This is a genomic window from Fimbriimonadaceae bacterium, assembly GCA_019638775.1.
GTDB lineage: Bacteria > Armatimonadota > Fimbriimonadia > Fimbriimonadales > Fimbriimonadaceae > JAHBTD01.
This window is the reverse complement of record JAHBTD010000002.1, coordinates 193,874-212,316: the sequence shown is the minus strand read 5'-3', so window position 1 is coordinate 212,316 and position 18,443 is coordinate 193,874. Positions and strand designations below refer to the sequence as shown.

Below are 18,443 nucleotides of genomic sequence, written 5' to 3'. Positions count from 1 at the left end.
GACGATGAAAAGCCGGAGATTGTTGGGAGTCCTACTTGGATTTGGCTTTTGAGAAGTACTGCCAGACCTCGGTCTTCATCTCTTTGGTTGCTTTGAAATCACCTTTGCCCCACGACCAACGGTCGAACTTGTAGTTAAAGCCGACCTCACGACTGCGGCCTTTATCATTCTCAAAACGAATCCAGGTGCCTGCCTTCCAACCGGCGGGTTTTTCTCCCTCCGTTCGATTGAATGCCTCTTTGAACATCTTCTGCAGCTTCTTGATGGCGTCCTTGTCCTTGAGGTCGTGCTTTCGTGGCGGCTTGATCTGATCGCCTTTTGCGTCGATGTAGTAGGTGATGACGGCTTTTGCTGCTACGAACTCGGCTTCTTTCTGCACAGGTTTCGTTTGTTGTTGGAGCCCGGCAAAGAGCATGACCAGTGATATCAACGCGGCGTTCATGGCTATGAATACCTTACTAAGGCGCACCCAGTTCCATACAAGGGTCTGGGCGCGTCTGATCTTTACCTAGTCTGGACGGGTGAAACCCGCGCTGCTATTGTTTTCTCTTTGTGCTCTGTGCTGTGAGAGTGTTTCCCTGCAGCTTCTTAAGCTGAGCCGCTTGGGCTGAGTTCGTCTTCTTTAGACTCTCAATGCTGGCTTCGTGCTGCTTGACCGTTGCTTCGAGCCGTTCGACTCGGTACAAAGTCTGCTTGAGCACATCTTCAAGCAAGAACACACGATCATGGATGATCGGAGGTTGGCCGATAACACGGACCTGAGACACACTTTGCGCTGAAAGAATCCAGATTGCAAACGCTGCGAAAAGGATTGTAGCGGCTAAGGCTTTCCAATGTTTCATGAGATACCTCCACCCCTTTCGACGCTCTGAAAGCAGTGCGTGTTTTTGGGGCCCTGAGCCCCTATAGAGGTATCGCTAGCTCAGGCAGCTTCGGCGGCGAGTTTGGCTTCGTCGGCGTCAATCACGGCTTGAAGAGCAGCCATGGAGACTTCGATCTGGCTCTCATCCGGCTCCTTCGTGGTGATGTATTGCGTCATTAGGCCGGGCCAGAACAGCCAGGTCATCAGCTTCTTGTTCTTCATCCGACCGGCAAGTCGAATAGCCTCATAGCTGATGCCAGCGATAATCGGCAAAAGGGGGATTTCGACGAGAAACCGAGCGATAGAGGTAAGGATTCGAGAGCCTTCGATCTCCGGCTTGGGCATAAAGGTGAAGAGGATCATCCCAACGATGAGAACGATGATTGCGAAGCTCGTTCCGCAGCGAGGGTGAAGCCTTGTTTGGGCTTGGCAATTCTCTATCGTGAGGTCTTGATCCGCCTCCAGAACATTGATGGCTTTGTGCTCGGCGCCGTGATATTGGAACAGGCGCTTAATCTCACCCATGAGGCTGATGAGATAGAGGTAGCCGAGGAAGAAGATGACTTTGATCACTTCCGTCGCGAAGTTAATGGCGATCGGGTGGTTGATGTTTGCGCTCTTGAGTTGGATGGCGAGGAAGTTTGGCAGATAGTTAAAGAGAAAAAGTCCAATCGCCAAACCGCCGATCATCGCCCCGCCGACTGCAATGCTTGTCAAGCTGTCTTTTTTTGCAGATCCTGGCTCGCCACTGTCATCCACGACATCATCGGTGGTTTCGGCCTCGGTTGACGGCTCCGGCGTCGCTGACGCTTCTGCGGATTCGTCGCTCTTGCCTTCTTCTGGCGCGGCGTACTTGGGGTCGATCTGGATGTTTCCGGCGAAGCGCAGGGCCCGATAGCCTAGCGCCATCGCGTCGAGGATGCCAAGAGTCCCTCGTAAGAATGGCAGTTTCAACCATTTTTGACGACCGATCCAAGTCTTCTCAAGCGGCTCGCAGTGGATGATGATTTCCTTGTTTGGAGCCCTCACTGCAACTGAATAATGATGCGGAGAACGCATCATCACGCCCTCGATGATGGCTTGCCCGCCATATTGGAGATACTCGCCGGTCGGCACGAGCGCAATTATACCGGGTGAGGTAAGCGCCCTCACGGTCCGATCTATTATTCGTAGCGAGTTAGTGCAGCGTGAGTGGGCGCTGAGAGCAAAGCCAACGGGCTCGCGACAGAGGACTTTCGGGTCTTCTCTCCTAGGGATGGGACGGCAATTGCCAGGTTTCTCAACCCTTAACGTGAATTTGCCGGATCGGTAGGAACAAAAGTATGTCGCACATCGTCAAGTATCCCGTAGCGAATCCAGGAGGTGCTATGACCACTAGCCTAAAGCAGGCTGGTCTGGACCTTACCGAGGAGGAAGCTTTGGCCCTCTTGACGATGTGTCTGACGAGCCCTAACGGGTTTGACAAAACTTCTGAAGCGGCGCTAAAGAAGCTGGCTGAGTACTGTGTTCGAGAGTTCGGACCAGAATGTATCGATCGAGAAATGCAATTATTCCCGCTTAGCCAGACCGCCTCTTAAGGGGCCGGATCGTTCATATATAAAACGAATGCGCGGCGAAGTCGAATGACTTCGGTCGCGTTTTTCGTTTAGAATTGGGCATGTCCACGGTTGGCGACGTCCTGAAAGCCCTCGAAACCATCGCACCCCAGCGCTTTGCCTTCCCGTTTGATAAGGTTGGGCTTCAGTTAGGCGATCCCTCTTGGACAGTCCGCAAAGCGTCGGTGTCGCTGGATTGGTCGGAGGGTCTTTGCGACTTTATGGATTCCAACGGTTCGGAGTTGGCGATCTGCCACCACCCGTTGATTTGGGAACCCCTAACGACCGTGACGTCAAACAGCCGCTCGGGGCAGATTGCTCTGCGATTGCTGACTAGCAAGCGAGCCTTTATTGCATGCCATACCAATTGGGACAGTGCGGTCGGGGGAGTCAACGATGCCTTGGCGTCAAGACTGGGCTTGAAGGATGTTCGCGCATTTGGATCGGCGTCGGACGTGAAGCAGCTCAAACTCGTCACCTTTGTCCCTAAAGAGCACGCTGAGAGGCTCATAGACGCGCTTTCGATGGCGGGGGCAGGTTCTATTGGCCTCTATGAGCGTTGTGCGTTCCTATCGGCAGGTGAGGGGACTTTCCGTCCCCAAGAGGGCTCTGCGCCGACAATCGGGTCGGTCGGCAATACGGAGACCGTTGAAGAGGTGCGGGTTGAGATGGTTTTGCGGGCCGAGCATAAAGTTGGTGTGATAAACGCACTTAAGGAGAACCACCCCTACGATGAGCCCGCCTTTGATCTGTATCCCATTGAGCCGCTGCCGGAGCAGCCCGCAGGAAGGATCGGCGAGCTTCCTGCCGGGATGCCACTAGCTGAGTTCTGTGCTTTGGTGGATGTGCAGCTGGGCACCAAGACATTGGCATGGGGCGCCCCCAAGAAAACCGTGCGGAGCGTTGCGGTTGTTGGTGGGGCGGCGGATGGGGAATGGAAGAACGCAAAGTCCGCCGGTGCAGACGTGTTTGTGACGGGAGAGGTCAAACAGAATGTTGCCCTGGATGCTGCTGAATCCGGTATCGCCATCCTCTCATCGGGCCACTTTGCAACTGAACAGCCAGGGATGGAAGCGCTCACTTTGCGCTTGCGCGATACAATGCCAAGTGTCGATTGGAGTTTGTACGTGCCGGAGATTGGGTCGGGGGGAAGGGCCTTTTGAAAGCGTTGGCAGGTAGTCGGCAAGTAGTCGGCAAGTAGTCGGCAAGTGGTCGGTAGATTGTAGATTGGAGATTGCAGATTGCAGATTGCAGATCGCTGATTACTGACCGCTGATTGCAAATCGTTGATAGCTGATAGCTGATAGCTGATAGCTACAAAAAGAATGGTAGCCCGGACGGGACTCGAACCCGCGATCTCCGCCGTGAAAGGGCGGCATCCTAACCGCTAGACGACCGGGCCAGAAGCGTATCTCTATCTTGGCAACGACGCTGCGTTGCCCTCCCTTGCGGGTTGTATAGTGTGCCCGATCAAAACAAAAGAACACAAGTCCCAAGGGTCTTGTGTTCCTTCAGTCTCGGGCTAAAACCCTACTTTCCGATATCATCCACGCCGCCTGTCGGCGCGGTCGGATTCTTAATAGCGGGCTCCGTTGCGGGAGCGTCCGCTGGCTGTGTCGGCTCCATGTCCTTGTCGGAAGTGGTGATCTCCTCAACCGCCTTGGTTGTGATCTTTGAAGCACCCGACACGCGTCGTGCCGTCACATACTTGCGGCTGTAGTAACCATCGTTGATCGAATCGATCCGAACGCTGCCCTTTCCGCTGCTCGAGTGAATGAACTTTCCGCCGCCCATGTAGATGCCGACGTGGTTGATTCGCGACGAGCGTCCAGTGTGGAAGAAAACCAGATCACCGGCTTTGAGCGCGCTTTTGCTCACAGCCGTTCCGATTTTTGATTGCTCTCGGCTTGTCCTGGGAATCTTTATCCCGTGCTTTGCAAAGACCTGAGTTGTAAAGCCCGAACAGTCCGTTGCAGAACGGCTCATGGCTCCGTATCGGTAGCGGGTTCCGAGCATTGAGGTCGCGGTTTTGATGAGCGGGCTTGCGGATGCGTAGGCGCCGCCAGCCTTGCCAGAACTCTGAGCAACTACCCTTGGCTTCGACAACATCTTCTTGGTCGAACTGGCGACTTGAGTAGCCGAAATCGACTTCATCATATCGCCGCGGACCCAACCTACCGTCCCGTGTGGGAACTTCAACTTGTACCAGCCGTTCAGGTGGTCGAGAATTGTAGCCTTGGTACCGGCGCTGACCGTCGTGATTTTCGGTCTGCTGGTGGATGCGCCTGTTCGAACGATTACTGAATCCTTTGTAATCTGGGCGTATCGGCTTTTCACTGGCGCAGAGGCTGTTTGTGCCTTTGCCGTGCCGGGTTTGTTGATCTTCTGTCCTATCTGAAGCTTTCGCCAATCCACTTTGGGATTTGCCGAGTGTAGCTGCGATACTGTGATGCCAAGTTTGCGGGCGATAATCCAATCGTTGTCGTTCTTGACGACCGTGTAGCTGCCGTCAGAATAAGAGACGTTCTTGGCTGGAGCTGACTTGGAAGTCGATTTTGAAGTGGATTTCGAGCTTGTTTTGGAGGGGACGTTAAGGATTTGGCCAATTTTAAGTTTATGAGTGTCAATTTTTGGGTTGGCGGCTTTGAGTACGTTCGAATCGATTCCGAGTCGGTGTGCGATTTCGATGAACGTGTCGCCGCTCTTAACCTTATAGGTTCCCGCAAATGAACTTGAGATAATCGCTAACGCGCCGATTATCGTAAAAACTGTTTTCCGCATCCTTCCTCCATCCCCCTCGCAGAGTCGCAACTCTGCCCTTTCGTGCCCTCTGGACAGGCTAAATACTACCTTCCGAGGCTACCCTCAGTCAACCGCCGTGAACTCGAAATTGTCCACATATGCCCTTCTGAAAGGACGCTGACAACCTATATACGATTCAGCAGCTAGCTTATGTTGCGCGCATTTGCGCAGATTCCTTTGGGGTACTCTCGGCCCACCTATGCTGAGCGTTCTCATCGTGAATTGGAACACGAGAGACCTTCTCCGCACTTGCCTGGCTTCAGTCTACGCAAACCCACCCCGCGAGCCGCTCGAAGTCATCGTCGTGGACAACGCAAGTTCGGACGGCAGCGCTGAAATGGTTCGCGCTGAGTTCCCCCAAGTCCTATTAGTTGGCGAGAATTCTAATCTCGGTTATGCCAAAGGAAACAACTCTGCATTTTTACGGGCAAAAGGGGACTTTCTGCTTACACTTAACCCCGATACTGAGGTGTTGGATGATGCTTTACAAACCGCGATAGACCTGCTGCATCAGTATCCTGGCTATGGTTGTTTAGGCGCTAAACTTATCGACCGAGATGGGAGCACCCAACAATCGGTACGCGGATTCCCCACACTCGCCGGAATAATGGGAGATGTCACTGGCCTTGCACGTCGAATGCCGCACTCACGGTTTGGCTCCTACCGACTCCCCGCTTTCGACTACGAATCTGAGCAAGATGCCCCGCAACCTATGGGCACGTTTTTGATGTTTCGACGCGAGGCGCTTCAGGCTGTTGGCGATCCAAAACAACCTTTCGATGAGCGTTTCCCTATCTTTTTTAACGAGGTTGATCTGCTTTATCGACTCAAAGAAGCGGGGTTCCCAACGCTCTACTCGCCCAAGGTCCGAATCTTGCACTTGGGAGGAGCAAGCACACGCCAAGTCAAGAAAAGCATGATCTGGGAATCGCACAAGAGCCTTCATCGTTATCTTGTGAAGCACTATCGCAGGCCGTGGAACGCTGTGTTCTTCCCTTTGTTGGCGCTTGTGCTGTATATTGGAGCGCTGTTGCGGGCCAAGGGATATCATGCCGGATTTCGACCTTAGCGTTACGATTTGTTCTTGGAACACCCAGGACGATCTTCGCGCTTGCCTGCAGAGCCTTGCCGATGTGCGCGACGAATGCTCGTTTGAGGTCATCGTCGTTGACAACGCTTCGCATGACGGCTCTCCTGAGATGGTGAAATCGGAGTTTCCCTGGGTACGCCTGTACGAGATCAAGGAGAACCTGGGCTTTACGGGAGGGCACAACTTTGCGATGTCGGAGCGTAAAGGCCGCCACGCTTTCCTTCTCAACTCAGATGCAACGGTCCATCCTGGCTGCTTGAAGACGCTGCTCGACTACGCGAATTCGAATCCGAAAGCAGGCATTATTGGGCCAAAGATTCTTAATCCTGATGGATCGCTACAGCTCAGCTGCCGCACCTTCCCTAACCCTGTTGCAGCCCTCTTTCGCAATACGATCGTGGGGCGTCTCTTCCCGAACAACCGCTTTACTCGCGAGTATTTGATGGCGGATTGGGATCACGACAAATCGCGAACCGTGGACTGGGTTTCCGGCGCGGCGATGCTGGCAACGGAGAGTTTGATGGAGAAGGTCGGCTTTATGGACCCGGCTTTCTTCATGTATTGTGAAGATGTGGATTGGGCTTGGCGGGCATGGGAAGCGGGATTCGAGGTCGTTTATCTGCCCCAAGCTGTCTGCACACACGCTATCGGCAGGAGCACCGACAAGGCCGCGAACCGCATGATTCGGCGATTCCATCGGTCGATGCTGTACTTTTACAGAAAGAACATGCTGCCCACCAAGTTCATCCTGCTCCGCCCCATGTTATGGCTTTTTGCCGCTGGGGGGCTCGGGTTGCGCGCGTCCATGTTCATCATCAAGAACTGGACCGATGAACTGAAACGGAGGATGGCGCGATGAGCAAGCCAATTGCAGGACAGGTCATGCTTGGAATCGCAATTCTGCTTGCGGCGGTGATCGGCGGCAACTTCCCCACCGATGCAACCCAACTCTCGCCCGACTCACTCTGGCAGAATCTGCTTGCAGGCAACCCGGCGTTGTTCTGTTCCGGGCTTGTGGCGTTGCTCGCTTGCGGGGCATTGGTTTATGCCCTTTCGACAAGGCGTGTTATTCAGGTCCCGTTTCAGCAAACTCTGTTTGTTTGTGTGTTTTTTGTCGCGGCCATTCTCATTTCGATGATGTTTTCGAGCTACCGCTGGCCTGCGATGTACACGAGCCTGCAGTGGATGACCTACGTGATCGCGATGGGGGCAGCAGCAGCCTTAGCAGGAAGACAACAGGGCGCCATCGGAATCCTCGGGGCTCTGACCGTGGGCTGTACGATCGTGTCGCTTCAGGGTGTCCTTGAGTATGCGGGTATGCGCGCGATAGACCCCAACTGGCGAATCTTTGCAAGCTGGATGAATCCCAACGCGCTTGCCGGAATGCTCCTGCTGGGCTTCTTCTCCGCCCTTGGACTCTTATCGGCCTTAAAGCGCGTCCAATCGCTCCTTGCGGGCATTGCAGCTACGTTCATCGGCGTCGCGATCCTGCTCACGCAATCGAAGGGTGGACTGCTTGCGATGGGGGTCGGAATCGTTGGATTTGCAGCGCTAACTCTCGGCTGGACTTGGACCCACCCACCGCGACTGAAGCGGTTTGCTCCGATTGCCGTCGTGCTTGTGGTGGTCGTGGCGTTTACGAGCCTTTTGCAGATGACTGCCTCCCGACCTGCCGACAGTCAGGGTGGATCGATGCTGGGCAGGGTGAGTGCGGCGGGCGCGCAATCGGGGCAATCCTCTGGATTTCGCAAGCAGTTATGGAAGGGCTCCATTGAGCTGATGAAGCAGAATCCGCTTGGCACGGGGGGTGGCTCTTATCAGTTTGTCTCGACCAAGCCCGGCCTCACGACGGCGACGCCTGTGGCCCACCAATCGTTTCTTCAGATCGGAGTCGAATTTGGGGTGCTTGCGCTTGCGGCGTTCTTGGCGCTTGGGGCGCTTTGGTTTAGGGATATGTTTCGAGGAGCGCGCAAGCTCCCGCCCGAGCAGAACATTCTGCGAGCGGGAGTTGTCGCCGCAGTGCTTGCTTCAGGCGTCCACAGCTTGATCGACAGCGATCTCAGCTACTACGGCAGCGGGCTGGCCTTCTTTGTCCTGTTGGGTGTTGGCTTGCAGCTTTGCGCCGATGGCGTCACTCCAGAGGCGATTCCCAAAGGCCCACGGATCATGGGCATCCTTACGGCGACAGTCGTGCCCTTGGCGTTGCTGTGGTTTGGCTATCAGGAGGCCTTGCAGGCGGGTGTGCGGGGAGCCATCGCCGAGCAAAAGTATGAAGCTGCGCTGAAGGGCGTGGAGGGGCTTGAGCAATCTGCGAGTGCGGACGGCGAGACTTGGTATTTGAAGGGGTTCGTAAGCCGGAATGTCAAAGATCGGGTTGAGGCGTTCCAAGCCGCCGCCGACCTTTCGCCTTGGCCCAAGTACTACCGCGCTCTCGCCCGAGCGCAGGCTGAGGCAGGAACCCCGGCAGGGGCGGTCTCCAGCCTCGAACAGGCCCTACGGGTCGACCCGAACAACATGTTGGCACTCAAGCAGCTCATCGACGTACACCTCATGATGGGGAATCCGCGTGAGGCCAAGATTGCAGCTCAGCGATTGGTTGACGTGGAAAAGAGCACTTACTACACGGTTCGCGCGATTCCCGAGGACATCCCCACCGAAACCTTCGAGGCAAGGCTCTACCTCGCCAAGACGGAGTCCGACCCCAGGAAACAGATCGAATACCTCAGTCCTGCGATGGAGGGATTCCGAAGATATATCGGCAACACCCTGCCAAATATCCTTCAAGGGCGATTTCCGGGAGAGACGAAGGATAGCGCTCGTGCCGCACTTTTCAAGGCCCAGGAGATTGCCGATATACTCGTTCAAGCAAGCCAAGAGGTTCGTGATGACGTGACGCTCAAGGATGCTGGCACTTTCCAAGAGGAAGTCTTAAAGGGACTTGCAACGACGGAGTGATGGATGCGGGGGACTTGTAAGGGTTGTAATGGGTAAGGGTTGTAAGGCCTGCTATCGGCGATCAGCGATCAGCGATCAGCGATCGGCTATCAGCTCCTTGGATAGTGCAAACCGCGCTTGAGCCGTCTCAAGCGCGTTCTTTTGACTTCCCGAGGAGACTGGGTTCATGACAAAACCCGTTTCCACCCTCGGACGCGGGAGCTAAAACCCAGCGTCACCTCGGTGTTTAGGTTTACTTGACATGTAGCTGCGCCACCTCCTGGTTTTTTAAAGATTTACTCTGCGGAATGCAAAGCTATTCAGAGAGACGCTTTTTGCAGCGAAAGAGTTTTCTGCCTACTTTGAAGCTTGCTTGTTCTTGGCGGCCTTTGCCGCATCCTCAGCCCAAGCTGTATCGGCACGACCCTTGTCAAACTCGGCCTTAGAAGGCATCATCCGCAGAGCATCCATGATCGAAACGTCGCCGAGAGCAAGCGTGATGTCGATGCCACCCTTCCGGCTTTTGGTGCCACAGATCATGAACCTGTGCGGGCCGTTCTGCCAAAACCAAAAGCTGGCCGTGGCGCCTTGGATAACCGTCGGTTCAATTCCACTGAACAAGCGGGTGTATTGCTGAACATAGTCGCGTTGAAGATCGCCGTCCTCAAGGCGACGAAGCGTTTGCATCACCAGGACGGCTTGTCCGCTGTAGCTCACCCAGCCTACCGATTCGTCTTCGGTTTCCCAACCCCTCGACAGGTAGTCCTCCGTAAAGCCAGGGGGGAGTTGCCGAATCTCGGTCGCCTTCTCTGGCTTTGGGAACATCTCTCTCAACAGTTCGGCTCCAATCCCCACGGTGACGTTTTTCTCGCCAGCGCGCATGAAGAGCGCCGACTTGCCGTCAAGATCGGGTGGGCGTGTGGGGCCGTCGTAAACAATGCGATAGGTGAGTTCGTCCGTCGTGGGAGCGGCTTTGCCCGCATTGCCGCAGCCGATCAAAAGGCATGCAGACGTCGCCGTTATCGTTGCAAGGAGTGCAAACCGCATCAATCACAGTCTACTACGCATCGGCTGGTTTTAAGCCGGGTCGTGCGAGACACTTTTGATCCTGTAGCGAACTTCACCGGCAGGCGCGGTGTACGACACTTCGTCGCCTTCGGACTTCCCGAGAATCGCTTCGCCAAGCGGGCTTGCAATTGAGATCATATCGTTGGCAGGGTCAGCCTCGAAATTGCCCACAAGCGTGATCGTAAGCTCATCGCCAAACTCCAAATCGAGCAGCGTGACTTGTGATCCCAGATGAGCCATATCGCCCGCACCCTCGGGACGCTCGACAATCTTGGCAATTTGAAGTACTTTTTCCAGATCGGCAATGCGTCCGTCGTTGCGCTGCTGGTTCAGCTTGGCCTCGTGGTACGCGGCATTTTCGCGCAGGTCTCCGTGCGACTTCGCTTCGCGGATCGCGTCGGCGATGTTCGGACGTACGACTGTCTTAAGCTCATCGAGCTCCTTTTTGATCTTGTCGTAACCGGCTGGGGTCAGCAACACTTCGTGTGCCATAGTAAGGCGATATTGTAGCATGGCGACACCCTTACCGTCTGCGCATCCCGCGCCCATACCCATCGCAAAGCACATCCCGGCGGAGGAGCTTGACCCGTTGCCAGTGTCGGTGGTAATCGTCAGCTACAACACCCGTGACAAGCTTCGGCAATGCCTTTATCACCTGCAAGAAGATCAGCAGAGCACAGGGGTTGGATACGAAATCATCGTCGTCGATAACAACTCTAACGACGGGTCGGCTGGTGTCGTCAGCGAGGATTTCCCTGAAGTACGGCTTATTCGGAATGCTACGAATGTAGGGTTCGGCACGGCGAACAACATAGGGATTCGGGCGGCCACTCGCGATCTCGTTCTCCTTTTGAACAGTGATGCTTATGTTGACAGCGGCGCAATACAAAGGCTTGTGGAAGTCTTTGATCCGCTTCATACACAAGAAAAGGCTGGAGGGTTATCGTCCTCGATGACCAAGCAACACTCTGCGCATTCTCAAGCTGAGGTCACTGAGGACAGTGACCCTCCACGGGACGCAATTCCAACAGTGGAAGTCTTTGATCCGCTCCATACACAAGAAAAGGCTGGAGGGTCATCGTCCTCGATGACCGGGCAACACTCTGCGCATTCTCAAGCTGAGGTCACTGTGGACAGTGACCCTCCACCCAATGACCCTTCACCGGGCGCAAATCCAGTCGTCGCCGCTGGAGCCAGACTCCTTAATCCTGACCGCACCCTCCAAGAATCCAGCTGCAACGAACTGACGCTGTGGGCGGTTTTCTGCGAGCAGTCCTACCTGGAAAAGCTCTTCCCCAACTCCCGACTCTTTTCGCCCTACTGGAACTCACGCAAGCACAACGGGACTGCGGAGGTCGAGCAGGTGATGGGTGCCTGCATGATGATGCGCAAGGGATTCGAGTTCTTCGACGAGCGGTTCTTCCTCTACTGCGAAGACACCGAACTCTGCAAGCGCTTGCGCAAGCAAGGGAAGATTCTTTACGTGCCGTCGGCTCAAGTAACCCACGATCTAGGCTCCAGCAGCGATGCCTCCCGCTGGCGGGCGGTCGCCTTCTACAACCGGGGCAAGGAGCTGTATTTTGAGATTCATCACGGGAAGACCGCTGCATTCATGTGCTGGTGGCTGAACCGCTGGGGCGCGTTCCTGCGCGGACTGGTCTGGACGCTGATTGCCGTTCTCAGCCTCAACAAAAACCCGGAGTGGATCGAAAGAGCCAAGCTGTTTTGGAAGGTCTTAGCCGCACCTAAGCTGGGTCCGCCGGATCCCCGTTCAAGCCGAACGCCGCCTCATACCGAGGGATGATCTCGTCGGCTTTGCCCTGAGCTTCGATCTGCCCATCCTTGAGCCAGATCACCCGGTCGGCAACGCGGCGCACCGAATCCATGTTGTGCGACACGAAAAGGATCGAACCACCATTGTTTCGGAATTCATCGATCGTGCGGTAGCACTTTCGCTCGAAGTCCAGGTCGCCCACTGCCAGCACCTCATCCACCAGTAGGATGTCGGCATCGACGTGGACGGCGACCGAAAATCCAAGCCTTGCGAGCATCCCACTAGAGTAGGTGCGCACCGGCGAATCGATATGGGAGCGCAGTTCAGAAAACTCGATGATCTCGTTAAGCCGCTCTTTGATCTGCTTGCGCGTCAGGCCCAGGATGATGCCGTTGAAGAAGACGTTCTCGATGCCGCTGAGGTCTGGGTGGAACCCCGCGCCAAGCTCCAGCAACGGCGCAATGCGGCCTTTCACTTCGATGGAGCCCGACGTCGGCTTGTAAACCCTCGCCAGCAGGGAAAGAAGCGTGCTCTTCCCCGCTCCGTTGCGGCCCACCACTGCGACGGCTTCGCCCGGATGCACGTCGATATCGATCCCCTTCAGCACCTGCAGATGCTCCAGCTCCCGCTTCTTCCACCACAGCAGCATCGTTTTGATGCTTCCGATTCCGGAGTGGCTCAGCAAGAACTCTTTCTTGAGGTCTTGGATATGGATTGTCGGCTGGCTCATGGGCGCTCCACGAACCTCCACTTCATGCGGTTAAACAGCCAGTACCCATAAACGAGCAGTCCGAACGATATTGCAGCGGCTACGCCGATCTGCCCCCAATCCAGCGGCAGCGCCGGAATGATCTTCTCGGCTTCGCCACGCCCCGTCACCACGTCCTGCGGCGCAACGAGGACCTTGCGATAAGCCGTCGAAAGCGCGGCTACCGGGTTCAGATGGTAGATGTTGTACATCAGCCCAGGGTTGGTGCTGTTCTGCGAGGCCTCCCAAACCGTCTCGCTGAAATACATGACCGGGCACAGGAAGAACATCAGGTACATCAGCACGCTCACGATGTACTTCACGTCCTCGTAGAACGTGTTGAGCGCGCTGACGATAAACGCCACGCCCGTCGCCAGGGCGAAGTTGACCACCAGCAGGATCGGCAGATAGAGCGTGGTGAGCTGGAACGGCACCTGTCCGGGGTTGAAAATCCACACCGCCAGCAGGAACCCGAAGAATACGACCAGCGCGAGCAGAAAGTGGATGAAGTTGCCGATCACCGCCGCCAGCGGCAGGATCTCCCTCGGGAAGTAGATCTTCTTGATGAGCTGCAGCGAAACGATCACTGATTGGGACGAATCCAGCACCGACATCTGGAAGAACAAGAACGGCAGATACCCGGCGAGGAGATACGCGCTGAGGTTGTCGGTCTTGAACCCCATGAAGTTTCGCGAGACGAACCAGAGCACGAAGATCGTGATGAGGGGGTTCAGGAGCGACCAGAAGAATCCGATCACGCTGTTCTTGTAGCGGATTTTGAGCTCGCGCTCGACCATGCTGAACAAGAGCTCGCGGTATTTCCAAAGCTCTTTCAGCTCATTCAGCATGGGGGTGATGATACCTTGGGAGATGGAGTCTGAGCATTAGACGTTGAGGTTCGATACGCCCCAAGCGCCACGTGCGTAAAGGCTAACACACCGCACCGAAGATGCGTTCCCCTTCATCCCTTCTTGATGACGACGGTCTGGGATTCAGGCCGGGTCGCTGGAGCCGCCGAGATCACCTGAATCTTGGCCATCAGAGTTGTGCCTGAAGGAACTACTCCGGGCACGCCATTCTCACCAAAGTAAACGTCGGAAGGGAGCATGAGCCTTCGCTCTCCGCCTGCGCGCATTCCCGATAGCATCGTGGCCCAGAAGGAGTCGCCAACGCGAAACTCAATCGAATATGGGAGCCCGCGTTTGTGGGTATTTGCTAGTTCGCGACCCTCGGCGGTTTCCACTTGAAAATGGATCGTGACGAGATCGCCAGGCTGAATGGAACGCCCAGAACCGGGACGTACTTCGGTTATCGTCACCTTTGGATTGAGGAGATCGGCGGAAGGCAACGCAATGGGCGCTGCTTGAGGAGACCCCAACAGGCTCAAACCGACTCCCAGCGCACCCACAATATCGCCTTGCATATCAGAACGGACGATTGCCCTCCCCAAAATGCGCCGCGACCGGGACCCTTTCTTATTGTGCCTGGTCGGTTTGGTGGGATTTCGCGATCTGCTCTAGCTTACCCGTAACCATGAAGTGAACACGCTCGGCGATGTTCGTTGCGTGGTCGGCAATTCTTTCCACATGATGGATGGCGAGAAGCATCCAGCTGGCGCTGACCACCTCGTCGGGATGGGTGCGCATGTGGTTGTGAATCTGCTCACGAAGTTGGCGGTAGAGTTCGTCCACCTCATCGTCTCGGGAGCAAATCTCCTGCACAAGTTCGAGGTCATGCTTTACAAAAGCCTGTAGCGAATCGACGAGCATTAAGCGTGCCACGTTCGACATCTTTCGAATGTCGATGAACTCCGTCGAACCGAGTTCCTTTTCGATCTTGAGCCCACATTTGGCAATATCGACGGCAAGATCACCGATGCGCTCGATATCCGCGATCACCTTCATCGCCGTGCCGATAACGCGCAGATCGGTCCCCATCGGTTGTTGGAGGGCAAGCAGACGCAGACATCGACTCTCGATGTCGACATCTTTTTCGTCGATCGCATCGTCACGCTCGATGACCTCGATGGCGAGTTCATGATCGAGTCGAACGAGAGATTCGACGGCCTGGGCTACCATTGCTTCTGCGAAGCTGCCCATCTCTAGCAGGTCATGTTCAAGCTCTCGTAGAGAGTCGTCGAACGCCTGCCGCAAGTGATGTGGAATATCCATTTCCGCACTCACGAACCCTAACATAGCGACCTCCTGTCGCACTCATTAAGGACTGTGATTGTTAAGACTCCTATTAAGGCACATTCGCCGCGAAGAAGTTTTAACTCAAAATTGGCTAAGCGTTAGTTCGCGATGGGAAAGTGGCATCGAAACTTGCGCTGGCCTTCCTCAGTTACCCCAGGATCATCGACCAGGCACGACTCCTGAGCGTGAACGCAGCGGGCTGCGAACCGACAACCCGCAAACCTCTCCCGAGGGTCGGGAAGTTCGCCCGGCAAAGCTTCGGGGAGCTGCCGCAGTTTCTCAAGCGTTGGAGCAGAATCGAGCAAAGCCTTAGTGTAGGGATGTCTTGGATTTGTGAACACCTCTTCAGTGGGCCCCTCTTCGACGATGCGACCGAGATACATGACCGCGATTCGATCTGCCAAGAAGCGAACGGTCATCAGGTCGTGCGAGATGTACAGAATCGAGCACCTCACCTGACCTTGAATCTGCCTGAGCAAGTTCAGGATTTGGGCACGGATGCTGAGATCAAGCGCGGCCGTAGGCTCATCGCAGATAAGCAGCGGTGGGCGCAATGCGATTGCACGAGCGATGGCAACGCGCTGGCGCTGGCCTCCACTAAGCTGATGCGGATAGCGCGACCGCATTGACGGATCGAGTCCAACCTCTCGGAAAAGGGGGTCAAGGTCGATTTTCCGCTTGGTCAATGCGGCGGGTTCGTTTGCGCTCTTGCCAACTTCCCATCGAGGATCAAGGCTGGCATAAGGGTCTTGCCAGACCATCCCTATTCGCTCGGCAATCCCTTTGGTAACTCCGGTGACGGCTTCCCCTTTGACGACGATCTCGCCGCCGACTGTTTTTTGCAACCCAAGAACGGCGCGGGCAAGCGTTGTCTTTCCGCAGCCCGACTCGCCAACGACGGCAACTGTTTCGCCCTGCTCGACCGTCAAGCTCACATCATCCATCGCCCGGATGATCCCCCCCGGTGAATCAAACTCAACGGTCACGCCCTTAATCTCTACGACAGGACCTTCAAACATCTCGGCTGCGTCTTCGTTCATCGCTGCTTCTCTTTAGCGATGCTGTGTCCCCAGAACAATCGCTCGCTGAGTTTTACCAAAAAGTCTTGAGCTTCGACCGTGACAAGTCTCGTCACGCGCTCAGAGCGCGTGATGCGCACCTCGTCGCCGCTGAGCAAATGTAAACGGCTCTGGCCATCGGCAGACAGTACGGCGTCCCCTTCGGCATGCAGCATGAGCATGACGACGGAGTCTGCTCTGAGCAAAAGTGGGCGTGCGCTTAACGTGTGGGGCGAGAGCGCAGTGAGGGCGATGGCTTGGAGATTGGGGTCCATGATCGGGCCACCAGCGGAGAGGTTATAGCCCGTCGAACCGGTTGGCGTGCAGACGATGACGCCGTCGGCTGGATAGCTGGTGACATCAATGCCGTCGATCATGACGCCGAAGATCATCATTCGAGCCGTTACCGACCGTTGGAGCACGACTTCGTTCAGTGCATGAATGGTCGTCACGACATCGCCATTTCTGAGCAGGTCGGCCTTGAGCATCAACCGCTCTTCACATGACAGCGAGCCATCTGCCATTGCGCTAATGGCGGCTCCAACCTCGTCACCCTTGCACTGGGTGACGAACCCAAAACGTCCGAAATACACGCCGAGGATCGGAGTGCCGCGCTCTGAACACAAATGTGCGGCGCGCATCAATGTGCCATCCCCACCGAAGCAAACCACAAAGCTGGCGTGAGAAATCTCCGCCCCTTTATATTCAGGGACTTCGATCAGGTCGGCGACGTCGGGTTCTGCGCCGACGCTAATGCCATGAGACAAACAATAAGTCTTCGCCTTTTGGGCAGCCTCAATCGCATCGGGCCGATGTGTGTTGACGACGAAATTGATATGCACTGCGGCGATTATAGGCCTCTGAGCCGCTGTAATTGCTCTTGTGCTTCCTTGAAATTCGGATCAAGCTTGACGGCCTGCTCCGCCGCCTTGATCGCTTCGGGTACGCGGTTGAGCCTGGCGAGGACACTGCTTAAGTTATTCCAAGCTACTGCGCTGCTGCGGTCGAGCTGTACCGCCAGTCGTAGCTCCTTCTCAGCTTCTGCAAGCTTGTCTCTCTGCAGCAGGTCGACTCCGATACCCATGTGGGCCGCGCTGTTCTTGGGGTCCTGCTTTAAGACTTCGCGGTAGTGATACAGAGCGTTGTCTTCTTCACCGGTCACCCACAGTGATTGAGCAAGCCAAGTGCGCACAGGAACGTTGTTTGGCTCCGCGCGAACCACCTCTTTCCAAATCTCGATGGCGGTTTCGTAATCCTTGGTCTTGGCACAGGCGGCAGCAAGGTTTAGCTTTGCTTCTCGGTTCCCGGGTTTGAGACCGTTGAGTTTCGAGAAGGATGTCTTGGCGGCCTCATAATCGCCCATTTCGTACTGCAACAAGCCGATGCTGTGCATTGCTTGAAGGTCCATCGGATCGATGTCGAGCGATCTCTTGAAGGCTTCTACAGCGCCTGCGGTGTCGCCAGAATCTCGACGGACACAAGCAACGTTGTACCAAAGCCGGCTGTTGTCGGGCATGCGCTTGACAGCCTGCTCATAGAGTCGCCCTGCGTCGGCCTTTCTGCCCGCTTTGAGATAGGCGTTCCCCAGAGCCACGATCAGTTCGGTGTCATCCGAATCGCTCGCGTAAGCCCGCTCCAAATAGACAATCGCTTCCTTTGTGCTTCCCGCGTTGGCGTAAGCAAAGCCTGCGTTGCGGGCGAAGGGGCGGCTTTCGCGGCGAAGGTCGGATGCTCGTGCGTACCGACTGGCAGCTTGGGCGTATTGCTTTTGGGCTTCGTAGCAGGCACCAAGATTGACTTGAGTGAACGGATCGCTCGGTCGAAGATCGGCGGCCTTCAGGCCAGCTTCAATAGACTTCGGATACTCCTTTCGGCGCATGTGGATGACGGCAAGGTTGTACCAAGCGTCGAACATTTTCGGGTCCAGGCTTGCGACCTTTGCGAAGCTCTCGTAAGACTTCTGCAGATTGCCGATGCCCAAGTAACCGTTTCCGAGGTTGTTCAGAATTGCCGGATCGTTCGCTCGCTTGCTGTTTGCCTTTTCAAGCAGAGGCACCGACTCTTGGTACTTCTCAGCCTTCACGTACAGAAAACCGAGCCATGCCAGAACGTCAACGTCTTCCGGTCTCTCCTTATAGAGCGCCTCGAACGATGCCGTGGCTCCGGGCACGTCGTTACTCTCTGTAAAGAGGGCTACCGCTTTCGCGACTGAGTCGTGAAACTCCTTCTCCGACATTCCTTGAGCCGTGCCCAAGGCCGCCATGGCGAACGATGCCGCCACGGTCAACAATATCCAAACATTCCTCAGTTTCATCGC

At 55.6% G+C, this 18,443-nt stretch carries 19 protein-coding genes and 1 tRNA gene; 6 read left to right on the top strand and 14 right to left on the bottom strand.

Annotation, left to right across the window (positions count from 1 at the left end; all coding sequences use genetic code 11):
* Window positions 1-31 precede the first annotated feature (31 nt).
* The 3 genes from KF784_07165 to KF784_07155 form a co-directional block, all read right to left on the bottom strand.
* Window positions 32-442: a hypothetical protein gene (locus KF784_07165; protein ID MBX3118829.1), complete on the bottom strand. Its 411-nt coding sequence runs from the start codon at window positions 440-442 to the stop codon at window positions 32-34.
* Window positions 443-536: 94 nt separating this feature from the next.
* Entirely contained in the window at window positions 537-842 is a 306-nt protein-coding gene (locus KF784_07160) for a hypothetical protein (GenBank protein ID MBX3118828.1), read from the bottom strand.
* Between the two features lie 80 nt (window positions 843-922).
* Window positions 923-1,978 carry a DUF1385 domain-containing protein gene (locus tag KF784_07155; GenBank protein ID MBX3118827.1) on the bottom strand — a complete coding sequence of 352 codons (1,056 nt, stop codon included), beginning with the start codon at window positions 1,976-1,978 and terminating at the stop codon, window positions 923-925.
* 251 nt (window positions 1,979-2,229) lie between these two features.
* Here KF784_07155 and KF784_07150 point away from each other — a divergent pair, with 251 nt between their 5' ends.
* Window positions 2,230-2,439 carry a hypothetical protein gene (locus tag KF784_07150; GenBank protein ID MBX3118826.1) on the top strand — a complete coding sequence of 70 codons (210 nt, stop codon included), beginning with the start codon at window positions 2,230-2,232 and terminating at the stop codon, window positions 2,437-2,439.
* 80 nt (window positions 2,440-2,519) lie between these two features.
* A complete protein-coding gene (locus tag KF784_07145; protein ID MBX3118825.1) occupies window positions 2,520-3,620 on the top strand; it encodes a Nif3-like dinuclear metal center hexameric protein in 1,101 nt (366 codons plus the stop codon).
* Between the two features lie 163 nt (window positions 3,621-3,783).
* On the opposite strand, the gene KF784_07140 is transcribed toward KF784_07145, so the two are convergent.
* Both KF784_07140 and KF784_07135 read right to left on the bottom strand, forming a co-directional pair.
* Window positions 3,784-3,859: transfer RNA gene (locus tag KF784_07140), tRNA-Glu, on the bottom strand.
* A 128-nt stretch (window positions 3,860-3,987) separates the two neighbouring features.
* On the bottom strand, window positions 3,988-5,238 hold the full coding sequence (locus KF784_07135) for a C40 family peptidase (protein ID MBX3118824.1): 1,251 nt from the start codon (window positions 5,236-5,238) through the stop codon (window positions 3,988-3,990).
* A gap of 220 nt (window positions 5,239-5,458) precedes the next feature.
* On the opposite strand from KF784_07135, the gene KF784_07130 reads away from it, so the two are divergent.
* From KF784_07130 to KF784_07120, 3 genes are read left to right on the top strand one after another with little or no spacing between them, the layout of a single operon-like run.
* On the top strand, window positions 5,459-6,328 hold the full coding sequence (locus KF784_07130; GenBank protein ID MBX3118823.1) for a glycosyltransferase: 870 nt from the start codon (window positions 5,459-5,461) through the stop codon (window positions 6,326-6,328).
* Window positions 6,309-7,208, top strand: a complete 900-nt coding sequence (locus tag KF784_07125) for a glycosyltransferase family 2 protein (protein ID MBX3118822.1) — start codon at window positions 6,309-6,311, stop codon at window positions 7,206-7,208. Before KF784_07130 ends, KF784_07125 begins: the two co-directional genes overlap by 20 nt.
* Entirely contained in the window at window positions 7,205-9,304 is a 2,100-nt protein-coding gene (locus KF784_07120) for an O-antigen ligase family protein (GenBank protein MBX3118821.1), read from the top strand. The genes KF784_07125 and KF784_07120 overlap by 4 nt, the downstream gene beginning before the upstream one ends.
* A 336-nt stretch (window positions 9,305-9,640) precedes the next feature.
* Here KF784_07120 and KF784_07115 read toward each other — a convergent pair whose 3' ends face one another.
* The gene (locus KF784_07115; GenBank protein ID MBX3118820.1) at window positions 9,641-10,330 is read right to left on the bottom strand and encodes a hypothetical protein; all 690 of its coding nucleotides are present in this window, start codon (window positions 10,328-10,330) and stop codon (window positions 9,641-9,643) included.
* A 30-nt stretch (window positions 10,331-10,360) separates the two neighbouring features.
* Window positions 10,361-10,843, bottom strand: coding sequence for a transcription elongation factor GreA (gene greA, locus KF784_07110; GenBank protein ID MBX3118819.1), 483 nt, complete (start codon window positions 10,841-10,843; stop codon window positions 10,361-10,363).
* 19 nt (window positions 10,844-10,862) lie between these two features.
* Here greA and KF784_07105 point away from each other — a divergent pair, with 19 nt between their 5' ends.
* The gene (locus KF784_07105; GenBank protein ID MBX3118818.1) at window positions 10,863-12,155 is read left to right on the top strand and encodes a glycosyltransferase; all 1,293 of its coding nucleotides are present in this window, start codon (window positions 10,863-10,865) and stop codon (window positions 12,153-12,155) included.
* On the opposite strand, the gene KF784_07100 is transcribed toward KF784_07105, so the two are convergent.
* The 7 genes from KF784_07100 to KF784_07070 form a co-directional block, all read right to left on the bottom strand.
* On the bottom strand, window positions 12,097-12,855 hold the full coding sequence (locus KF784_07100) for an ABC transporter ATP-binding protein (protein MBX3118817.1): 759 nt from the start codon (window positions 12,853-12,855) through the stop codon (window positions 12,097-12,099). The two genes, KF784_07105 and KF784_07100, sit on opposite strands and share 59 nt — an antisense overlap.
* On the bottom strand, window positions 12,852-13,721 hold the full coding sequence (locus KF784_07095) for an ABC transporter permease (GenBank protein ID MBX3118816.1): 870 nt from the start codon (window positions 13,719-13,721) through the stop codon (window positions 12,852-12,854). The genes KF784_07100 and KF784_07095 overlap by 4 nt, the downstream gene beginning before the upstream one ends.
* 113 nt (window positions 13,722-13,834) lie before the next feature.
* Window positions 13,835-14,296 carry an FKBP-type peptidyl-prolyl cis-trans isomerase gene (locus KF784_07090; protein ID MBX3118815.1) on the bottom strand — a complete coding sequence of 154 codons (462 nt, stop codon included), beginning with the start codon at window positions 14,294-14,296 and terminating at the stop codon, window positions 13,835-13,837.
* A gap of 52 nt (window positions 14,297-14,348) precedes the next feature.
* Window positions 14,349-15,068 carry a phosphate signaling complex protein PhoU gene (gene phoU, locus KF784_07085; GenBank protein MBX3118814.1) on the bottom strand — a complete coding sequence of 240 codons (720 nt, stop codon included), beginning with the start codon at window positions 15,066-15,068 and terminating at the stop codon, window positions 14,349-14,351.
* 98 nt (window positions 15,069-15,166) lie between these two features.
* Window positions 15,167-16,108, bottom strand: coding sequence for an ABC transporter ATP-binding protein (locus tag KF784_07080; GenBank protein ID MBX3118813.1), 942 nt, complete (start codon window positions 16,106-16,108; stop codon window positions 15,167-15,169).
* Window positions 16,105-16,968, bottom strand: coding sequence for an NAD(+)/NADH kinase (locus tag KF784_07075; GenBank protein ID MBX3118812.1), 864 nt, complete (start codon window positions 16,966-16,968; stop codon window positions 16,105-16,107). The genes KF784_07080 and KF784_07075 overlap by 4 nt, the downstream gene beginning before the upstream one ends.
* An 8-nt stretch (window positions 16,969-16,976) precedes the next feature.
* Window positions 16,977-18,440, bottom strand: coding sequence for a tetratricopeptide repeat protein (locus KF784_07070; protein ID MBX3118811.1), 1,464 nt, complete (start codon window positions 18,438-18,440; stop codon window positions 16,977-16,979).
* Window positions 18,441-18,443: the final 3 nt, after the last annotated feature.